The following is a 16,976-nucleotide window of genomic DNA, read 5'->3' as shown; positions in this document are numbered from 1 at the left end:
GTCAACCGGCGCAGCCGGTTCCCTCGGGCTTGCAATACAGTCCGTACAGGGTGTCGATCACCGCGCGGGCTTCGATACCGGCCAGGGAATAGAAGATGGTCTGGGCCTGGCGGCGCGTGGTCACCAGGGAATCGCGGCGCAGGCGGGCCAGATGCTGGGACAGCGCCGACTGGGACAGGCCGATGATGCGTTCCAGTTCGCCCACCGACTTTTCACCGGGAAGCAGCTGGCAGAGGATCATCAGGCGGTGCTCGTTGCTCATGGCCTTCAGCAAGGCGCTGGCCCGGCGGGCGCTTTCCTGAAGTTTTTCCAGTTCCATGACCACGTTCCTCAAAACTCGAATGTCACATATATAATATCACTGATTCACGCCAATTCAATCCATATACAAAACGGCGCCGCCCGATGACGGGCGGCGCCGATATACTACGGTAAAGTACGTGTATATTGTCAGGCGCTGACGGCTTCCCGGGTTTCTCCCAGGGTGGCCAGCACGGTTGCCACGATGCCCGAGGCATTGAGGCCGATCTTTTCGTACTGGATGGTCGGGGTGTCGTGCTCGACGAAGACATCGGGCAGGGCCAGGGGGCGGACCTTGAGGCCGCGGTCCAGGGCGCCCTTGGCCGCCAGCAGATGCAGCACATGGCTGGCGAAGCCGCCGACCGAGCCTTCCTCGACGGTGATCAGCACCTCGTGCTCGCGCGCCATGCGCAGAATCAATTCCTCGTCCAGCGGCTTCATGAAGCGGGCGTCCACCACGGTGGGGGCGAGGCCGCGGGCGGCCAGGTCATCGGCGGCCTTCAGCACCTCGGCCAGGCGGGTGCCCAGCGACAGGATGGCGACGCGGTTGCCTTCGCGCACGATGCGGCCCTTGCCGATGGGCATCACGGTGCCGCGGTCGGGCAGCTCGACGCCAACACCCTCGCCGCGCGGATAGCGGAAGGCGGAGGGGCGATCGTCGATGGCCACCGAGGTGGCGACGGCGTGCATCAGTTCGGCCTCGTCGGAGGGGCACATGATGACGATGTCGGGCAGGCAGCCCAGGAAGGCCATGTCGTAGGAACCGGCATGGGTGGCGCCGTCGGCGCCCACCAGACCGGCGCGGTCGATGGCGAAGCGCACGGGCAGCTTCTGCAGCACCACGTCATGCTGCACCTGGTCGTAGGCACGCTGCAGGAACGAGGAGTAGATGGCGCAGAACGGCTTGAAGCCCTCGGTGGCCAGGCCGCCGGCGAAGGTCACGGCGTGCTGCTCGGCGATGCCCACGTCGAAGGTGCGCGCGGGGAAACGGTCGCCGAACTTGTCCAGACCGGTACCGGCGGGCATGGCGGCGGTGATGGCGACGATGCGGTCGTCCACCTCGGCCTCGGCGATCAGCGCCTTGGAGAACACCGAGGTGTAGGATGGCGCGTTGGCCTTGGGCTTTTCCAGCTGGCCGGTCAGCACGTCGAAGCGGCCCACGCCGTGATACTTGTCGGCGGCGGCCTCGGCCGGCGGATAGCCGCGTCCCTTCTTGGTCACCACGTGCAGCAGGACGGGGCGGGTCTCGTCGGAATCGCGGACGTTCTTCAGCACCGGCAACAGGTGCTCGAAATTGTGGCCGTCGATGGGGCCGACGTAATAGAAGCCCAGCTCCTCGAACAGGGTGCCGCCGCCCGAGACCATGCCGCGGGCGTATTCCTCGGCCCGGCCCATGGCGCGCTCCAGGGGAGGCGGCAGCAGATGGGCCAGATCCTTCACCAGATGGCGCAGCGAGTGGTAGGAGGGCGACGACAAAAGCCGCGACAGATGGGCCGACAGCGCGCCCACCGGCGGCGCGATGGACATGTCGTTGTCGTTGAGGATGACGATCAGGCGCGAGCCCGCCGCGCCGGCGTTGTTCATGGCCTCGTAGGCCTGGCCGGCGCTCATGGCGCCGTCGCCGATCACCGCGATGACGTTGTTGCTGCCGCCCTTGAGGTCGCGCGCCACCGCCATGCCCAGCGCCGCCGAGATGGAGGTGGAGGAGTGGCCGGCGCCGAAGGGGTCGTATTCGCTTTCCGACCGGCGGGTGAAGCCGGACAGTCCGCCGCCCTGGCGCATGGTGCGCATGCGGTCGCGGCGCCCCGTCAGGATCTTGTGGGGATAGGCCTGATGGCCCACGTCCCAGATCAGCCGGTCACGCGGCGTATCGAAGATGTGGTGCAGCGCCACGGTCAACTCGGCGACGCCCAGGCCGGCGCCGAGATGGCCGCCGGTGAACGACACCGATTGAATCATTTCCTGGCGGACCTCATGGGTCAGCTGCTCCAGCTCCTCGATGGAGAAGTCGCGGATGTCGGCCGGGCTCGACACGCGGTCGAGCAGGGACGACTTGGGCTTTCCGGGGACGGGGGGGGGAGTCATACCTTTAGGACCTCACGAACGGCGGCGAACGACGAAGCGGGCGACGTCCCGCATCAGATCGGCCTTCTCGCCGAAGGGATCGAGATGGCGGCAGGCCTGTTCGGCCAGCATGTCCGCCTGGGATTTGGCGCGCTCGAGGCCCAGCAGCGACACGAAGGTCGCCTTGCCGGCATCGGCGTCCTTGTTGAGGCGCTTGCCCACCTCGGCCACGTCGCCTTCCACATCCAGGATGTCGTCGGCGATCTGGAAGGCCAGGCCCAGGTCGTGGGCGTAATTGCGAAGTGCCAGGCGCAGCTCGCCATGGGCCTTGCCCAGAACGGCGCCGGCCTCGCACGAAAACGAGAACAGGCGGCCGGTCTTCAGCTGTTGCAGGCGGGTGATGCCCGCCACGTCCAGGTCCAGGGTGTGGGCCTGCAGGTCGATCATCTGGCCGCCGACCATGCCCTGGCCGCCCGAGGCGTGGGCCAGATCGGCCACCAGTTCGCAGCGCACCGACGGATCGGCGTGGGTGGCGGGATTGACCAGAACCTCGAACGCCTTGGTCAGCAGGGCGTCGCCGGCCAACAGCGCGGTGGCCTCGTCGAACGCCTTGTGGCAGGTGGGACGGCCGCGGCGCAGGTCGTCGTCGTCCATGCAGGGCAGGTCGTCGTGGACCAGCGAATAGCAGTGGATCATCTCGATGGCGCAGGCGACGCGGATCGCCGAGCTTTCCGCCACGTTGAACAGGCTGGCCGACTGCATCACCAGGAAGGGGCGCAACCGCTTGCCGCCATCCAGGGAGGCATAGCGCATGGCCTCGTGGACCCGGGAATCGGGGGCATCGGAAACCGGCAGCAGGCGGTCCAACTCGGAATTGACGGCCTGGCTGACGACGGTCAGAGCCTCGGTGAGGCGCGAAGACATGGGAGAATCAGTCAATGCTTTACTCGACTTTCAAGGATCACACGTTATTTGCGGCCTCAAGGGCCAGGCTGCCATCGGGACCCGATACGATCCGCTCGACCTTGGTTCGCGCCTCTTCCAGCTTGGCCTCGCAATGCTTCTTCAGCAGCGCGCCGCGCTCGTAGGCGACAATGGAATCATCAAGGCGGCCCTTGCCTTCCTCCAGCCGGCGCACGATGAGGTCCAGTTCGGCCAGGGCCTCCTCGAAACTCATGGCGGCGATGTCGGTGGGGATGTCTGCCATGGGAACTCTTGACTTAAGCAACCGGTATCGGGTCTTCCAACGAAGCGCGGAAGTTTACGGGCGGCGGTTCCCGAAGGCAAGCGCCACTGCGCACCATTTGAAAAAACCTGCGGCCATCCGACGAAATTTTTGGTCTTGCCCTAATGTCCGATGGCTTGCCGCAAGGCGGGGTCTTCGGGCCATTTGGCCAGCGCCCGGGCCAATATCTCGTCTGCGGCGGCATGCTCGCCCAGACGCCGCAGCATCATCCCCAGGTAGATGTAGGCCTCGCGGTATTGCGGATCGGACTGGATGGCCTGGCGCAGCAAGGGCGGGGCTTCGGCCAGCCGTCCCAGTTCAGCCTCCGCCATGGCCAGGTTGAACAGGCTGCGGGGGTGGCCGGGCTTGAGGCGCAGCACGTCGCGGAAGGCGTCGGCCGCCTCGGCGAAGCGGTTCAGCAGGAACATTTCGCCGCCCTGCTGGAAACGCGCCTTGGCCTCGGCATCGTCGGCATCGCCGCCATCGTCGGGGCGTCCCAATCCGACCTCGCCCAGCAGGGCCGCATCCGCCTCCAGCCCATCGCGCAGCAGGGACATTTGCCACTGCAATAACGAGGGATGGCGAAGCAGCTTGATGGTCGCTTCGAAGACGAAGCCGCCGGCCGAAAGGGTCACGACCTGCTTGACGACGTCCTCGGGACGGTGGGATGTGGCGTGCAGGATGCGAACGCCGCCTTCGGGGTGGGTTATGAGCGGCATTCCCTCGTCGGTCTGGCCGACGCGGGCCGACGACAGGAATGAGGCGCACAGGTTCCATTCCCACATATGGAGCGCCAAATAGCCGGCCGGGTGCGCCACCAGATTGAAGGCGTTCTGCTCGAACAGATTCTCGTCGGGCATGTCCCGGCACTGCCGGTCCCAGTCGGTGAAATACTCCCGCGAGGCGCAGGCGAAGAAGCCCGAATTGAGGTAGGGCGTGCCGGCGTCGATGCCGCGCGCCTTCGCCAGTTTCTCGAAATGGGGCGCGGGGACGACCCGCAGCAGGTCTGCGTATGTCGTCGAATCGCGGCACACCGCCAAGGGCCGGCCTTCGGCCAGCAGGCGCTCGGCGATGGCGGTCAATTGGGAACCGCAAGGGGCCGCCGCCATCATGTCGGCATCCAGCCAGAACGCCACGTCCCACGGCCGATCCTCGAGGTAGCGCCCCAATGCCGCCTTGCAGCGCCAGGGATGCGCCCCGGCCAGGTCGGCCGGCGCCCTGATCAGCAGGCCCTTGCGATCGAGGAATATCCGTTGCTTCTCGCTCAGGCCGAAATCGCAGACTTCGACGCGAATGCCGGGTGCGAAGCGCCGCAGCGAGGCGAACAGCGGAAAAAGGATGAAGAAGTACTCGGCGTTGACGCCGGTGACATAGCGGATGTTCGCCATGGACGCCTAGAGCCCCATCAGCGCCCGCACATGCTCGCGGGCGCTGGCCGCCAGGGCGCGCAGGTCGTAGCCGCCTTCCAGCAGCGAGACCACCCGGTTGCCCGCCGTTTCCTCCGCCACCTGCAGCAATTGCCGGGTGACCCAGCCGAAATCGGCGGTGGTCAGCCGCAGATGGGCCAGGGGGTCGGCGGCATGGGCGTCGAACCCGGCCGAGATGATCAGGAAATCGGGGGCGAATTCCCGCAGACGGGGCAGCAGGATATCGGTGAAGGCCATGCGGTAGTCGTCTGAGCCGGTGCCCGCCGGCAGCGGCACGTTGACCATGATGCCCTCGCCGCCGGTCTCGTCGGCCAGACCGGTATTGGGATAGGCGTGCTCCTGGTGGGTGGAGGCATAAAGCATGCCGGGCTCGTCCCACAGGATGTGCTGGGTGCCGTTGCCGTGGTGGACGTCGATGTCGACGACGGCCACCCGCTTGTAGCCGTGGGCGTCGCGGGCGTGCAGGGCCGCGATGGCGGCGTTGTTGAAGAAGCAGAAGCCCATGGCGTTGTCGCGCTCGGCATGGTGACCGGGCGGCCGCGTGGCGCAGAAGCAGTTGCGCACCTGGCCGCTGGCCACGGCGTCCACCGCCGCGATGCCGGCGCCTGCCGAACGCAGCGCGGCCTCGCCCGAATAGCGCGACAGGATGGTGTCGGGGTCCAGGTGGTGGTGGCCATCGCTGTTGGGCACCGAATCCAGCACATAGTCGATATGGCTGAGCGGGTGGGCCCGCATCAGCTGCTCCATGGTGGCGTGCGGCGCTTCGTCGCGCAGCAGCATCATGAACTCTTCGCTCTCCAGAGCGGCGAGGACGGCCTTGATACGGTCTGCGCATTCGGGGTGATAATCGCCCGTGTCATGCTGCAGACAGACTGGGTGCGTGAACAGCAACGTTGTCATTCTGGCTTGGACGTCCCGCGTTTATATGAATTTTCTGTATTCTCGGGGAAAGGAAGGGCAATTTCCATCCCTGTTTTTTGCATGGGACGGCAGCGTATGAGCGCAAAAAAGCGGGCCGATCAATTACTGGTGGACCGGGGACTGGTGGAAAGCCGCTCCAAGGCCCAGGCCCTGATCATGGCCGGACTGGTCTATAGCGGCGACCGGCGGGTGGACAAGCCGGGCACCGCGCTGCCCGAGGATTGCGCGCTCGAGCTCAAGGGCCAGGACCATCCCTGGGTGTCCAGGGGCGGCCTGAAACTGGCCAAGGCCATCGCGGCGTTCGGCCTGGACCCTTCGGGCAAGGTGGGCATCGACGTGGGCGCCTCCACCGGCGGCTTCACCGACGTGCTGCTGGCCCATGGCGCGGCCAGGGTCTACGCCGTGGACGTGGGGCACGGGCAACTGGCCTGGAAGCTTCGCAGCGACGCCCGCGTGGTGGTGCTGGAGCGCACCAACGCCCGTCATCTGACCGCCGAGCAGATTCCGGAAGCCGTGGACATGGTGGTGTGCGACGCCAGTTTCATCGGGCTGGAGACGGTGCTGCCCGCCGCCCTGGCCCTGGCCCGGCCCGGAGCCTGGCTGGCGGCGCTGATCAAGCCGCAATTCGAGGTGGGCAAGGGGCGGGTGGGCAAGGGCGGCGTGGTGCGCGAGCCCGAACTGCACGCCGAGGTGTGCGAGCGCATCCGCGCCTGGCTGGACGGCTTGGCCGGATGGCGGGTGGAGGGCATCACCGAAAGCCCCATCCTGGGGCCCGAGGGCAACAAGGAATTCCTCATGGTCGGGCGGTTCGAGGGCGCGCCGTGTGCTCCCGCTTCGAACTGAATGCCAATTCCGCCGATCTGGCGCGGCGCTTCCGCCTGACGGTGCCGCCGCCCCTGCCGTCCGCCCCGGAGCGGCGTCCCACCGATTCCGTCCTGGTGATCGGCGGGGCGGGGGCCGGGGTGATGTCCTGGGGGCTGGTGGTGGAGTGGCAGGCGGCGCCGCTGATCAATGCCAGGGCCGAGACCCTGGCCGACAAGCCCACCTTCCGGCCGCTGCTGGCCGCCGGACGGGTACTGGTCCCGGCCACCGCGTGGTGGGAATGGCCCCGGCGGGCCAGGACCCGCATTGCGCCCGCAGGCGGAGGGCTTTTCGCCTTCGCCGGGCTGAGCGACGGAAAGCGGGTGGTGATCGTCACCTGCGCGCCCGGCGACGAACTTGCCTCGATCCATGACCGCATGCCGGTGGTGCTGCCTCCCGCTGACGAGGCGGCGTGGCTGGATGGCTCGGTGCCGTTCGACCGGGTCGCGCCGGCCCTGCGTCCCCATGCCGGGCCGTTTTCCGTCATCTCAGAGGCCGCACAGGGCGACCTGTTCGGCTAGTTGACGGCGTGTTCGCGTCTGAACTGCTCCAGGCCGCGCGCCCAGTCGCACAGGCGGTCCCTGTGGTGGATTGCGGCGGCCTCCACCTCCTCGCACAGGATGGCGGCGACCTTGGCGCAGCCGTCCTGGGCCTCCAGGACGGTTTCCGCCCATTCGGCGACGATGATCAGGGGCAGGTGTTCGTGGCAGGCGACGGCTTCCAGCTGCTCGGCCGTCAAGCCGCTGAAGGCGATACAGTCTTCCAGGCTCAACATGGCGAATCTCCCCACGCATTTCCGGAAACGACTAAGGTGAACAGCTTACCACATATGCCGCCGCCGGGGGTGCGCGGCCCAAGCGTATCGGGCCTGCGTGGAAGGAGTAGGTAGGGACCAGGGGGCGGTTCCGAACACCAGCCGTTGGGGCAGGTCAAGGAGGGGAACCGCCAGATCCTGCAGTCGGGCGATACGCTCGCCCGTGCTGGGATGGGTGCGGATCAGCTGCCACCATCGGGGGGGCGACAGGGTGTCGTAGCGGCGCTCGAGGCGGGCCAGCGCCGAGATGAGGCCCCGGGGCGAGCCGCACAACCGCGCCGCCTCGGCATCGGCGGCGAATTCCCGGGTGCGCGACAGCCGCAGGCGCAGCAGGTCGCAGCCGATGGGCGACAGGGCCAGAAGGACGATGGCCCAGGGGTTCAGCGACGCCTCTCCCGCCAGAATCTCGGGCAGGAAGACGGCCAGCAGGATCAGGGTGGCGGCCGACAGGGCGTGGGTGAGGGTTCCGGCGGTGTCGGCCAGACGCAGCAGCTTGAGGTCTCCGGCCCGGATGTGGGCGATTTCGTGGGCCAGCACGGCGGCGGTTTCCTCCGGCGAGAAGTGCCCGAGCGCGCCTTCCGACAGGGCGATGGCGCAATGGCGCCCCCAGCCGGTGGACAGGGCGATGACCGAAGCCGAGGGGATGATCAGCAGGGGGGGAACCGTTTCGAGCCCGGCGCGGCGGCACAACTCCATGTGGACGCGCCACAGTTCCGGCGCCGCCTGAAACGGCAACGGGCGGGCGCGGTAGAGGGCGCGCAGCAGGGCGACGGAATTGCCGGGGCTGACGGCCAGCGCCAGCGCAGCCCCCGCCAGGGCGACCAGGATTCCCAGGCCGCCCGCCAGCAGCCAGCCGGCCAGGGACATCAGGGCGGCGATGGCGGCCAGGACGACGGCGGTGTCGCGGCGGTTGCGACGGGCCTGATCCTTAAGCGACACGGTGTCCAGCATGGGAAGCTCCCCGCGAAGACCGGGCGCCGCCCGCTTGTTGCGGCGGCGCCCGGACGGTTCACGCTATTTGGCGGCGATGGGAATCTTGCGTCCCGTTTCCTTCGGCCGCTCGACCTTGGGCAGGGTGACGGTCAGCACGCCGTTCTCGTACTTGGCCTCGGTGGCGTTCTCGTCCACGTCACCCACGGCGACCGAGCGTTCGAAATGGCCGAACCAGCGTTCGGACACCACGCCGCGGTCGGTTTTTTCCTCGGATTCGGTCTTCTTCTCGCCCTTCAGGGTGAGAATGCCGTCATGCAGGCTGAGTTCCACGTCGGCGGGTTCCAGGCCCGGCAGTTCGGCGACCACGGACACCGTCTTGTCCTCGTCGCGCACCTCCAGGGTGGGGAAGCGGTGACCGGTGAAGACGGCCGGCGCGTCGAAGCCGTGCCAGAGATCGTCGAACATGCGGTTGATGCCGCGCTGAAGCGCGAAGAACGGGTCAAGGCGCCCCTCGCGGGAGGCCAGAGGCGTGTGGCCCTTGGGAATCATGGTGCGGTTCATGACGGTCCTCCATGGCAATGTTGCACGCCCGCATGCCGCGCTGCCCGGGACGGGTGGAACAAATGCCGATGGCCGGCTCGACGCCTGGGTTTTCCGAAGGACCCGGCGGTCACCCGCGCCCGCACGTGGCGGCACGCACCGGGAAAGGCTTCGCACGAACACCTTTCCCTTTGTTCGATGTAATAGGGTTCCTCACCCCGTCAAGGGACGGTTTCGTCATTGAAATCAGCGTGTTGATCATGCCAGACATGGCCTTGCCGAATGGCTGTGGTGATCATTACCAAAGGTTAATCACGGTGAAATGCTCCGGTAACCTCGCGCCTGCCATGATCCGCTTCATCAGGTTGGAGATGGTGGTCGGCGGCAAGTTTGCGCTCCACGCCAAAGCCTCTCGAACCCGGCGGAATTGAACTCCCCGCCGCAAGGCTAGCCGCTTCTTCCCCCCGAGCGGCGACGTCGAACGACCGGCAGCGTCCCCCCGTTGCCGGACACCGGAAAAAGGCCCCCGCGCTCTCCCCCCTGGCGCGGGGGCTTTTCGTTGGGGGTGGTTGATTGTATGGTCCCGGACGCAACAGGATACATGGGCAGATGCGCATCCTTCTGATCGAGGACGACAGCGAAGCGGCGGCCTACATGGCCAAGGGCCTGAAAGAGGCCGGCCATGTGGTCGACCATGCGGCCACCGGCACCGACGGGCTGTTCCTGGCCACGTCCGAGCGCTGGGACGCCATGATCATCGACCGCATGCTGCCCGGCCTGGACGGGCTGGCCATCATCCAGGCGCTGCGCGCTGCCGGCAATTCCACGCCGGTTCTGGTGCTTTCGGCGCTGGGCAAGGTGGACGACCGGGTGCGCGGCCTGAAGGCGGGTGGCGACGATTATCTGGTCAAGCCCTACGCCTTCGCCGAGCTGCTGGCCCGCATCGAGGCGCTGTCGCGCCGGGTGTCCACTTCCCAGCCGGAAACCCGTCTCAAGGTCGAGGACCTGGAGATGGATCTGCTGGCCCGCGCGGTGACGCGGGGCGGCCAGGAGATCGACCTGCAGCCGCGTGAATTCCGCCTGCTGGAATATCTCATGCGCCATGCCGGCCAGGTGGTGACGCGGACCATGCTGCTGGAGAACGTCTGGGAGTACCATTTCGACCCCCAGACCAACCTGATCGACGTGCATATCAGCCGGTTGCGCCAGAAGGTGGACAAGGATTTCGAACTGCCGCTGATCCATACGGTCCGCGGCGCCGGATACACCCTTCGTGCGGCCCGCTAGCCTCCTTCGCACCACCACCTTCCGGCTGGCGCTGAGCTATCTCGGCATCTTCACCGTCTCGGCCATCGCGCTGCTGGCGCTGGTGTCGTGGAGCACCACCATGTTCATCGAGTGGCAGGTGCAGGAAACGGTGGAGGCCGAGGCCACCGGCCTGTCCGAGGTCTACCACTCGCGCGATCTGGGCGGCCTGGCCGAGATCATCGGCAGCCGCATGCGCCAGGACATCGAAAGCCGCAACACCTACCTGCTGATGGGCCATTCCGGCCACATCCTGGCCGGAAACATCAAGTCGTGGCCCGCCGAGGTTTCCTCCCAGTTGGGCTGGGTGCGCTTCCGGGTGCTGCCGCTGGGCAGCGTCGGTCCGGGGGTCGAGGTGCTGGCCCATGTCTACGAACTGGCCGACGGCTACCGCCTGCTGGTCGGCCGCTCGCTGGCCGACGCCAAGCGGGTGAAGTCGGCCATCAACCGGGCGCTGGGCTGGGGCCTGGCGCTGACCATCCTGCTGGGCGTGGTGGGCGGCTATTTCACCAGCCGCCACCTGCTGCAGCGGGTCGAGGAGATGAGCCGCACGGCCCGGCGCATCTTCGGCGGCGACATGAGCCAGCGCATGCAGGTCTCAGGCATCGAGGACGAGTTCGATTCGCTGGCCGAAAGCTTCAACGAGATGATGGACGAGCTGGAGCGCCTGCTGGAAGGCATCCGCACCGTCTCGGACAACATCGCCCACGATCTGCGCACGCCGCTCAACCGCCTGCGCTCGCGCATCGATCTGGTGCTGCTGGGCGAAGGCGATTGCGACGCCTATCGCCGCACCCTGGAGGAAACCCTGGCCGAGGCCGACCACCTGCTGGCCACCTTCAACGCCATCCTGACCATTTCCCACGCGGAATCGGCGGCACGCCTCGACCGGTTCGAGGTCATCGATCCCGCCACCCTGGCCGCCGACGTGGTCGAACTCTACGACCCCCTGGCCGAGGAGAAGGGCATCCGTCTCCAATGCCACGCCGATGAAGGCGGCCTTGCGCTGAAGGTCGACCGCCACCTGCTGTTCCAGGCCCTGGCCAATCTGGTGGACAACGCCGTCAAGTACACTCCCCCCGGCGGCGAGGTTTCGGTCTCCGTCGAGGACGGCCCCGGCGCGGTGGTCATCTCCGTGGCCGACAGCGGCCCCGGTATCCCCGAGGATGCCCGCGACAGCGTGCTGGAGCGCTTCGTCCGGCTGGACGCCACCCGCTCGACGCCGGGCAACGGCCTGGGTCTGTCTCTGGTCCAGGCGGTGGCGCGGCTGCACGGCGCCAAGCTGTCCCTGGGCGACAATCAGCCCGGACTGGTGGTGCGGATGGAGTTCACCGTGAAAGATCTCCCGGCTTGAAGCGCAGGATCATCTGACGCGGCCAGCCCTTGCCGTCGTCGGGCGGCAATTGCAGCGGCTGGGCCATGCGCAGCGCCAGCAGGAAGGTTTCCAGCATGCGCTTGGTGGTGCCGTCGGGCAGCTTGGAATAGCCCTTGATGGCGGCGTCGGGATTCCACGGCGCGTCCTTGTGCATGGGACCCGACAGGGTGCCGTCGCGATTGATCAGCAGGCTGGCGCTCAACACCATGTCGCTGCCCCGCAGGGCGTTGGAGTTGAAGTGCCACATGGCGATGACCTGGGCCAGCACCTTGTCCTGGGCGCTTTGGGCCAGACTGCCGGCGGCCTGGGCCGGGCGCGATACGGTTCCGCTGTCGGTCGACAGACCTGGAGCGATGGCGGCCTGTTTGGGGGCGGGATCCGGGCGGGGGGACGGCCGGAGGGCGGCGGACTTTTCCGCCAGCGGGGCGGGCTCCAGCTGCGGGCGCTGCAGGGGCGGGGGAGGGGGCGCCGGCTCGGTCTTTTGCGGTTCGGGGGGCGGCTCGGGTGCCGGCGGGGGAATCGGCCTGGACGGCTCCGGGACCACCTCGACCTCCATGCTCCGCTCGGCCGGCTCCTTGGGAAACAGATCCGGCAGAACCTCGATCTGCAGCAGCAGGGCCACCAGCACATGCAGCGCCGCCGACAGGAAGAAGGCGGCCGTCAGCCGCCGGTCAACCACACCCGGATGCATCAGGGTCTTTCCGCCCGGCAGGCCGGAATCTGCCAGACCAGCGCCAGCAGGGTCAGCAAGGCGGGTACGCCCAGGCCCACAGCCCAGGCCACCGGCGGCCAATGGCCGTCCACCTTGTCCCACAGGCCGATCAGGGCGCCCAAACCCCACTGGATGATGAAGGCGGCGACGAAGATGGTGAGGTTGAGGCTGGTGTTGACCCGTCCGGCGAGGCGAAGCGGAAAGCGCCGGGTCAGCACCGCGTAATTGATGGAGCAGGCGGTGCCGGTCAGTCCGTAAACGGCCGCCAGGGCCAAGGGCGCCGAGTTCCACCCGGCGGCCATGGCGCCCAGCGCCAGCACGTGCAGGCCCATGCCGATGGCGCCCTGGGTGATGGGCGGAATGCCCAGCTTTTCCAGCTTTTCCGCCATGGCGCCCACGGACAGGTAGCCGAGCGCCATGGCCGCCGCCATCACGGTGAGGCCGGTGGCCGACTGGTCGGGGGTGAAGCCGGCCGTATCGCGCAGCCAGGGACCGGCCCACAGGCCCTGGATGGACATGAAGCTGCCCATGGACAGCATGGTGGCGGGAGCCACCCGCCAGAACCCGGCGTCACGGTAGATCTCGGCCACCTCGGCGATCTGGGCGCGCAGGCCGCCGGCACCCGGCGGCGGGTGCCGGTCGGGGACGGCTGCCCACAGGAAGGCGCTGGCGCCAAGGGTCAGCAGCGCGACGCCGGCATAGACGCCGCGCCAGTCGGTCATCTGCAGGGCGGCCTGCACCGGCGCGGTGGCGGCGATGGCCCCCAGCCCGCCGGCCCCCAGGATGATGCCGTTCATCAGCGGGATGCGGGGCGGCGGGAAGAACTGGACGTTGGCCTTCAGCGCCGCCATCAGGCAGGACGACACGCCGAATCCCACCAGGGCGCGCCCGACCACCAGCGAAGGAACCGATTCGGCCAGGGAAAAGGCGAAGGCGCCGGCGGCGGCGAAGCACAGCAGGATGCTTTCCACCCGCCGCGGCCCGAAGCGGTCGAGCAGGATGCCCAGCGGCAGTTGGGCGGCGGCGAAGGTCATGAAGTAGATGCCGGTCATCAGGCCGATGTCGCCGCCGTCCAGATGGATGGCCCGGCCGATCTCGGGGGCCAGCACCGCGTTCACCGTCCGGTAGAGGTAGGACAGGAAGTAGCCCGCCGCGAAGGGCAGGACCACCCGCCCCAACATGGCGGATACGGAAGGCTGGGCGGAAGACGGCACCGGCGGAATCCTTGGCAAGCGAATACCCCATGGAAGACAGGGGCCGCGGCGGCGGGCAACTGAAAAATTATCAACGGCCCATGTGTCTTCCGCAGGCACCATCGGATTTCCGCAATACGGATAACCGCAATCGACACGCACACGCCCGAACGGGTAGGAAGCGCGAAATATCCGCATCCCATCGAGGAACACGCCGATGAAGCGCCTGACCGGTCATCTGTATTTCTGGGTTCTGCTCGCCATTTTCGCCGGCGGCACTCTCGGCTACTTCTATCCCGATGTGGGCGTCAGCCTGAAGCCGCTGGGCGACGGCTTCATCTCCCTGGTGAAGATGCTGATCAGCCCGGTGATCTTCTGCACCGTGGTGCTGGGCATCGCGGGGGCCGGCGACATGAAGAAGGTCGGCCGCGTGGGCGGCAAGGCGCTGATCTATTTCGAGGTGGTGTCCACCTTCGCCCTGGTCATCGGCCTGGTGGTCATGACCGTGCTGCGGCCGGGCGACGGCTTCCACGCCGACCCCGCCCAGCTGGACGCCAAGGCGGTGGCCAAGTACGCCAAGGCCGCCACCGAGCAGAGCACCATCGACTTCATCCTGCACATCATCCCCAAGACCCTGGTGGACGCCTTCACCGGTTCGGGCGATCTGCTGCAGGTGCTGCTGGTGGCCATCCTGTTCGGCTACGCCATGACCCATATGGGCCGGGCCGGCCAGGGCGTGCACATGTTCATCGAGGAATGCTCGCACATCTTCTTCGCCATGATGAACACCATCATGAAGGTCGCCCCCCTGGGCGCCGGCGGCGCCATGGCCTTCACCATCGGCAAGTACGGCGTGGCCGCGCTGAAGCCCCTGGCCGCGCTGATGGGCAGCTTCTACCTGACCTGCTTCCTGTTCGTGGCCATCGTGCTGGGCGCCATCGCCCTGCTGGTCGGCTTCAACATCTTCAAGTTCATCGCCTACATCAAGGAAGAGCTGCTGACCGTTCTGGGCACCTCGTCCTCGGAATCGGCCCTGGTGCCGCTGATGAACAAGCTCGAAGCCATGGGCTGCTCCAAGTCGGTGGTCGGCCTGGTGGTTCCCTCGGGCTATTCCTTCAACCTGGACGGCACCAACATCTACCTGACCATGGCCGCCCTGTTCGTCGCCCAGGCGCTGGACATCGAGCTCTCCTTCACCCAGCAGATCACCCTGCTCGGCGTGGCCATGCTGACGTCGAAGGGCGCCTCGGGCGTCACCGGGGCCGGCTTCATCACGCTCGCCGCCACCCTGGCGGTGGTGCCCAGCGTTCCGGTGGCCGGCCTGGCCCTGATCCTCGGCATCGACCGCTTCATGTCGGAAGCCCGCGCGCTCACCAATTTCGTCGGCAACGGCGTGGCGGCGGTGGTGGTCTCCAAGTGGGAGAAGGAACTGGACCACGACAAGATGAAGGAGGTTCTGGGCTAGGCCGTCCCCCCACCCCAGGACCAGACTGGGCCCGTTCAGCCGATGCTGGACGGGCCCTTTGTCTATTCCGCCGCCAATGCGGGCCGCGCCAGGGCGATTCCCGGCCACGCCCGGGTCGAGGCGGCCAGGTATTGCGGCGGATAGCTGATCTGGGCGCCCAGGGCCTGGGCGGCGTGCCAGACCCAGCGGGGATTGTCGAGGAAGCCGCGCCCGATGGCGATCAGGTCGGCGGCGCCCTCGGCCAGGGCCGTCTCGGCCTGCTGCGCGGACGCGATCAGCCCGACGGCGCGGGTTGGAATTCCCGCCTCGTGGCGGATGCGCGCCGCCAGCTCGATCTGGTAGCCGGGGCCCAGGGGGATCTTGGCATAGGACACCAGCCCGCCCGACGAGACGCAGACGAAGTCGATGCCGGCCGCCTTGAATTCCTTGGCGTAGAGGACCGCCTGATCGGCGTCCCAGCCGCCCTCCACCCAATCGGTGGCGCTGATGCGCAAGCCCAGGGCCTTGTCGGCGGGCCAGACCTCGCGTACCGCCCGGATGACCTCCAGCGGGAAGCGCATGCGGTTCTCCAGACTGCCGCCGTATTCGTCGTCGCGCTGGTTGGACAGCGGCGACAGGAACTGGTGCAGCAGATAGCCGTGGGCGGAATGAACCTCGATGAAGTCGAAGCCGATCTTCAGCGCGCGGCGGGCGGCATCCACGAAGGCCTGCTTCAAGCGGGCGAGGTCGTCGCGCGTGGCAGCCCGGGGTGCCGGCCAGCCTTCGTCGAAGGCAATGGCCGAGGCGGAAACGGTCGGCCAGCCATGGGGCGAGAACTTGCCGCCCTCCCACGGCGGGGCGGAGCCGCCCTTGCGGCCGGCATGGGCCAGCTGCACGCCGATGGCGCCGCCGCCGCCGAAGCCTTTCAGGGCGGCGACCAGCCGGGTGAATCCGGCCTCGGTGGCATCGTCGTAAAGACCCAGGCATTTGGGCGAGATGCGGCCTTCCGGGGTCACGCCGGTGGCCTCGATCACCACCATGCCGGGGCCTGACGCCGCCAGGGCGCCGTAATGCATCAGGTGCCAGTCCTGGGGCACGCCGTCCACCGCCGAGTACTGGCACATGGGGGCGACGGCGATACGGTTGGGGACGTTCAGGCCGCGAAGCGAAAGCGGCTGGAACAGGCGGGGCTGGGTCATGCGGGCCTCGACAGGTTGGGGGAGAGGTGGGCTTGAATCAGGATGTCGGCGGCGCGGGCCACCGATGCGGACGGAGCGGCGGCGCCCATGGTGGCGCAGATGGAATAGGCGCCCTCCAGCAGGACCATCAGCTGGTCCACCAGGGGGGCGGGCTCGGCCAGGCCGATGGCCTCGGCCAGCAGGGTCAGGCGGCGGCGCAGCTCGGCGAAATGGCGGGCCAGCACCGCGCGGGCCGGATGGTTGGGATCGGGGAATTCCACCGAGGTGTTGACGAAGGGGCATCCCCGGTACTGCGGGTCCGAGGTTCGCCGTCCCACCGCCTCGAACAGACCGCGCAATTGCCGGAGCGGGTCGTCGGGATAGCGGGCGACCACCGTGTCCCACCAGTCCCAGTACATGCGGTCGCGCATGTCCAGGAAGGCGGCGACCAGATCGTCCTTGGAGGGGAAGGCGCGGTACAGGCTCATCTTGGCGACGCCGGCCCGCTCGATCACCGTGTCGATGCCGATGGCGCGGATGCCTTCGCGGTAGAACAGATCGTTGGCGGCGGCAAGGATGCGGTCGCGGGCGGAACGCTTGTCGGCGGGATCGGTCATCGGTCGGCGGGGCTTCCTGTTGTCCTCGGTTGACATGATACAGACCTGTCTGTACAAGTCAAATGAT

Annotated in this window: 19 protein-coding genes; 6 read left to right on the top strand and 13 right to left on the bottom strand. The window is 67.6% G+C overall.

The window, feature by feature from the left end; genetic code table 11:
• Position 1: 1 nt before the first annotated feature.
• The 6 genes from WV31_RS20070 to WV31_RS20045 all read right to left on the bottom strand — a co-directional run bounded on the left by WV31_RS20070 (position 2) and on the right by WV31_RS20045 (position 5,916).
• Positions 2-319 carry an ArsR/SmtB family transcription factor gene (locus WV31_RS20070; RefSeq protein ID WP_085375196.1) on the bottom strand — a complete coding sequence of 106 codons (318 nt, stop codon included), beginning with the start codon at positions 317-319 and terminating at the stop codon, positions 2-4.
• A 131-nt stretch (positions 320-450) separates the two neighbouring features.
• Positions 451-2,385, bottom strand: coding sequence for a 1-deoxy-D-xylulose-5-phosphate synthase (dxs, locus tag WV31_RS20065; protein WP_085375195.1), 1,935 nt, complete (start codon positions 2,383-2,385; stop codon positions 451-453).
• Between the two features lie 12 nt (positions 2,386-2,397).
• Positions 2,398-3,288, bottom strand: coding sequence for a polyprenyl synthetase family protein (locus WV31_RS20060; protein ID WP_085375194.1), 891 nt, complete (start codon positions 3,286-3,288; stop codon positions 2,398-2,400).
• Between the two features lie 37 nt (positions 3,289-3,325).
• Positions 3,326-3,571 carry an exodeoxyribonuclease VII small subunit gene (locus WV31_RS20055; RefSeq protein WP_085375193.1) on the bottom strand — a complete coding sequence of 82 codons (246 nt, stop codon included), beginning with the start codon at positions 3,569-3,571 and terminating at the stop codon, positions 3,326-3,328.
• 140 nt (positions 3,572-3,711) lie between these two features.
• Positions 3,712-4,977, bottom strand: a complete 1,266-nt coding sequence (locus WV31_RS20050; RefSeq protein ID WP_085375192.1) for a tetratricopeptide repeat protein — start codon at positions 4,975-4,977, stop codon at positions 3,712-3,714.
• 6 nt (positions 4,978-4,983) lie between these two features.
• The gene (locus tag WV31_RS20045) at positions 4,984-5,916 is read right to left on the bottom strand and encodes a histone deacetylase family protein (RefSeq protein ID WP_085375191.1); all 933 of its coding nucleotides are present in this window, start codon (positions 5,914-5,916) and stop codon (positions 4,984-4,986) included.
• Positions 5,917-6,012: 96 nt separating this feature from the next.
• On the opposite strand from WV31_RS20045, the gene WV31_RS20040 reads away from it, so the two are divergent.
• Positions 6,013-6,780, top strand: coding sequence for a TlyA family RNA methyltransferase (locus WV31_RS20040; RefSeq protein WP_085375190.1), 768 nt, complete (start codon positions 6,013-6,015; stop codon positions 6,778-6,780).
• A complete protein-coding gene (locus WV31_RS20035) occupies positions 6,759-7,319 on the top strand; it encodes an SOS response-associated peptidase (protein WP_085375189.1) in 561 nt (186 codons plus the stop codon). Before WV31_RS20040 ends, WV31_RS20035 begins: the two co-directional genes overlap by 22 nt.
• Here the strand turns inward: WV31_RS20035 and WV31_RS20030 are convergent.
• The 3 genes from WV31_RS20030 to WV31_RS20020 all read right to left on the bottom strand — a co-directional run bounded on the left by WV31_RS20030 (position 7,316) and on the right by WV31_RS20020 (position 9,106).
• Positions 7,316-7,573, bottom strand: coding sequence for a hypothetical protein (locus WV31_RS20030; RefSeq protein WP_085375188.1), 258 nt, complete (start codon positions 7,571-7,573; stop codon positions 7,316-7,318). The genes WV31_RS20035 and WV31_RS20030 overlap by 4 nt on opposite strands.
• A 45-nt stretch (positions 7,574-7,618) precedes the next feature.
• On the bottom strand, positions 7,619-8,563 hold the full coding sequence (locus WV31_RS20025; protein WP_085375187.1) for a M48 family metalloprotease: 945 nt from the start codon (positions 8,561-8,563) through the stop codon (positions 7,619-7,621).
• 63 nt (positions 8,564-8,626) lie between these two features.
• Positions 8,627-9,106 (bottom strand): Hsp20/alpha crystallin family protein, encoded by a 480-nt coding sequence (locus WV31_RS20020; RefSeq protein WP_085375186.1) that lies wholly within the window; start codon positions 9,104-9,106, stop codon positions 8,627-8,629.
• A gap of 62 nt (positions 9,107-9,168) precedes the next feature.
• Here WV31_RS20020 and WV31_RS20015 point away from each other — a divergent pair, with 62 nt between their 5' ends.
• From WV31_RS20015 to WV31_RS20005, 3 genes are all read left to right on the top strand, one after another.
• Positions 9,169-9,516 carry a hypothetical protein gene (locus WV31_RS20015; RefSeq protein ID WP_145980925.1) on the top strand — a complete coding sequence of 116 codons (348 nt, stop codon included), beginning with the start codon at positions 9,169-9,171 and terminating at the stop codon, positions 9,514-9,516.
• Between the two features lie 178 nt (positions 9,517-9,694).
• On the top strand, positions 9,695-10,372 hold the full coding sequence (locus WV31_RS20010) for a response regulator transcription factor (RefSeq protein ID WP_085375184.1): 678 nt from the start codon (positions 9,695-9,697) through the stop codon (positions 10,370-10,372).
• Positions 10,359-11,744 carry a sensor histidine kinase gene (locus WV31_RS20005; protein ID WP_085375183.1) on the top strand — a complete coding sequence of 462 codons (1,386 nt, stop codon included), beginning with the start codon at positions 10,359-10,361 and terminating at the stop codon, positions 11,742-11,744. The genes WV31_RS20010 and WV31_RS20005 overlap by 14 nt, the downstream gene beginning before the upstream one ends.
• Here WV31_RS20005 and WV31_RS22715 read toward each other — a convergent pair.
• Both WV31_RS22715 and WV31_RS19995 read right to left on the bottom strand, forming a co-directional pair.
• A complete protein-coding gene (locus WV31_RS22715; RefSeq protein ID WP_085375182.1) occupies positions 11,719-12,456 on the bottom strand; it encodes an energy transducer TonB in 738 nt (245 codons plus the stop codon). The two genes, WV31_RS20005 and WV31_RS22715, sit on opposite strands and share 26 nt — an antisense overlap.
• Entirely contained in the window at positions 12,456-13,691 is a 1,236-nt protein-coding gene (locus tag WV31_RS19995; RefSeq protein ID WP_085375181.1) for an MFS transporter, read from the bottom strand. Before WV31_RS19995 ends, WV31_RS22715 begins: the two co-directional genes overlap by 1 nt.
• A 196-nt stretch (positions 13,692-13,887) precedes the next feature.
• On the opposite strand from WV31_RS19995, the gene WV31_RS19990 reads away from it, so the two are divergent.
• The gene (locus WV31_RS19990; protein WP_085375180.1) at positions 13,888-15,135 is read left to right on the top strand and encodes a dicarboxylate/amino acid:cation symporter; all 1,248 of its coding nucleotides are present in this window, start codon (positions 13,888-13,890) and stop codon (positions 15,133-15,135) included.
• A 62-nt stretch (positions 15,136-15,197) separates the two neighbouring features.
• Here WV31_RS19990 and WV31_RS19985 read toward each other — a convergent pair whose 3' ends face one another.
• Positions 15,198-16,313 carry an NADH:flavin oxidoreductase/NADH oxidase gene (locus WV31_RS19985; protein WP_085375179.1) on the bottom strand — a complete coding sequence of 372 codons (1,116 nt, stop codon included), beginning with the start codon at positions 16,311-16,313 and terminating at the stop codon, positions 15,198-15,200.
• On the bottom strand, positions 16,310-16,909 hold the full coding sequence (locus WV31_RS19980) for a TetR/AcrR family transcriptional regulator (RefSeq protein ID WP_085375178.1): 600 nt from the start codon (positions 16,907-16,909) through the stop codon (positions 16,310-16,312). Before WV31_RS19980 ends, WV31_RS19985 begins: the two co-directional genes overlap by 4 nt.
• Positions 16,910-16,976: the final 67 nt, after the last annotated feature.

It is taken from the genome of Magnetospirillum sp. ME-1, from assembly GCF_002105535.1.
Taxonomy (GTDB): domain Bacteria; phylum Pseudomonadota; class Alphaproteobacteria; order Rhodospirillales; family Magnetospirillaceae; genus Phaeospirillum.
The sequence above is the reverse complement of the archived record's forward strand: the minus strand, read 5'-3'. Positions and strand labels throughout refer to the sequence as shown.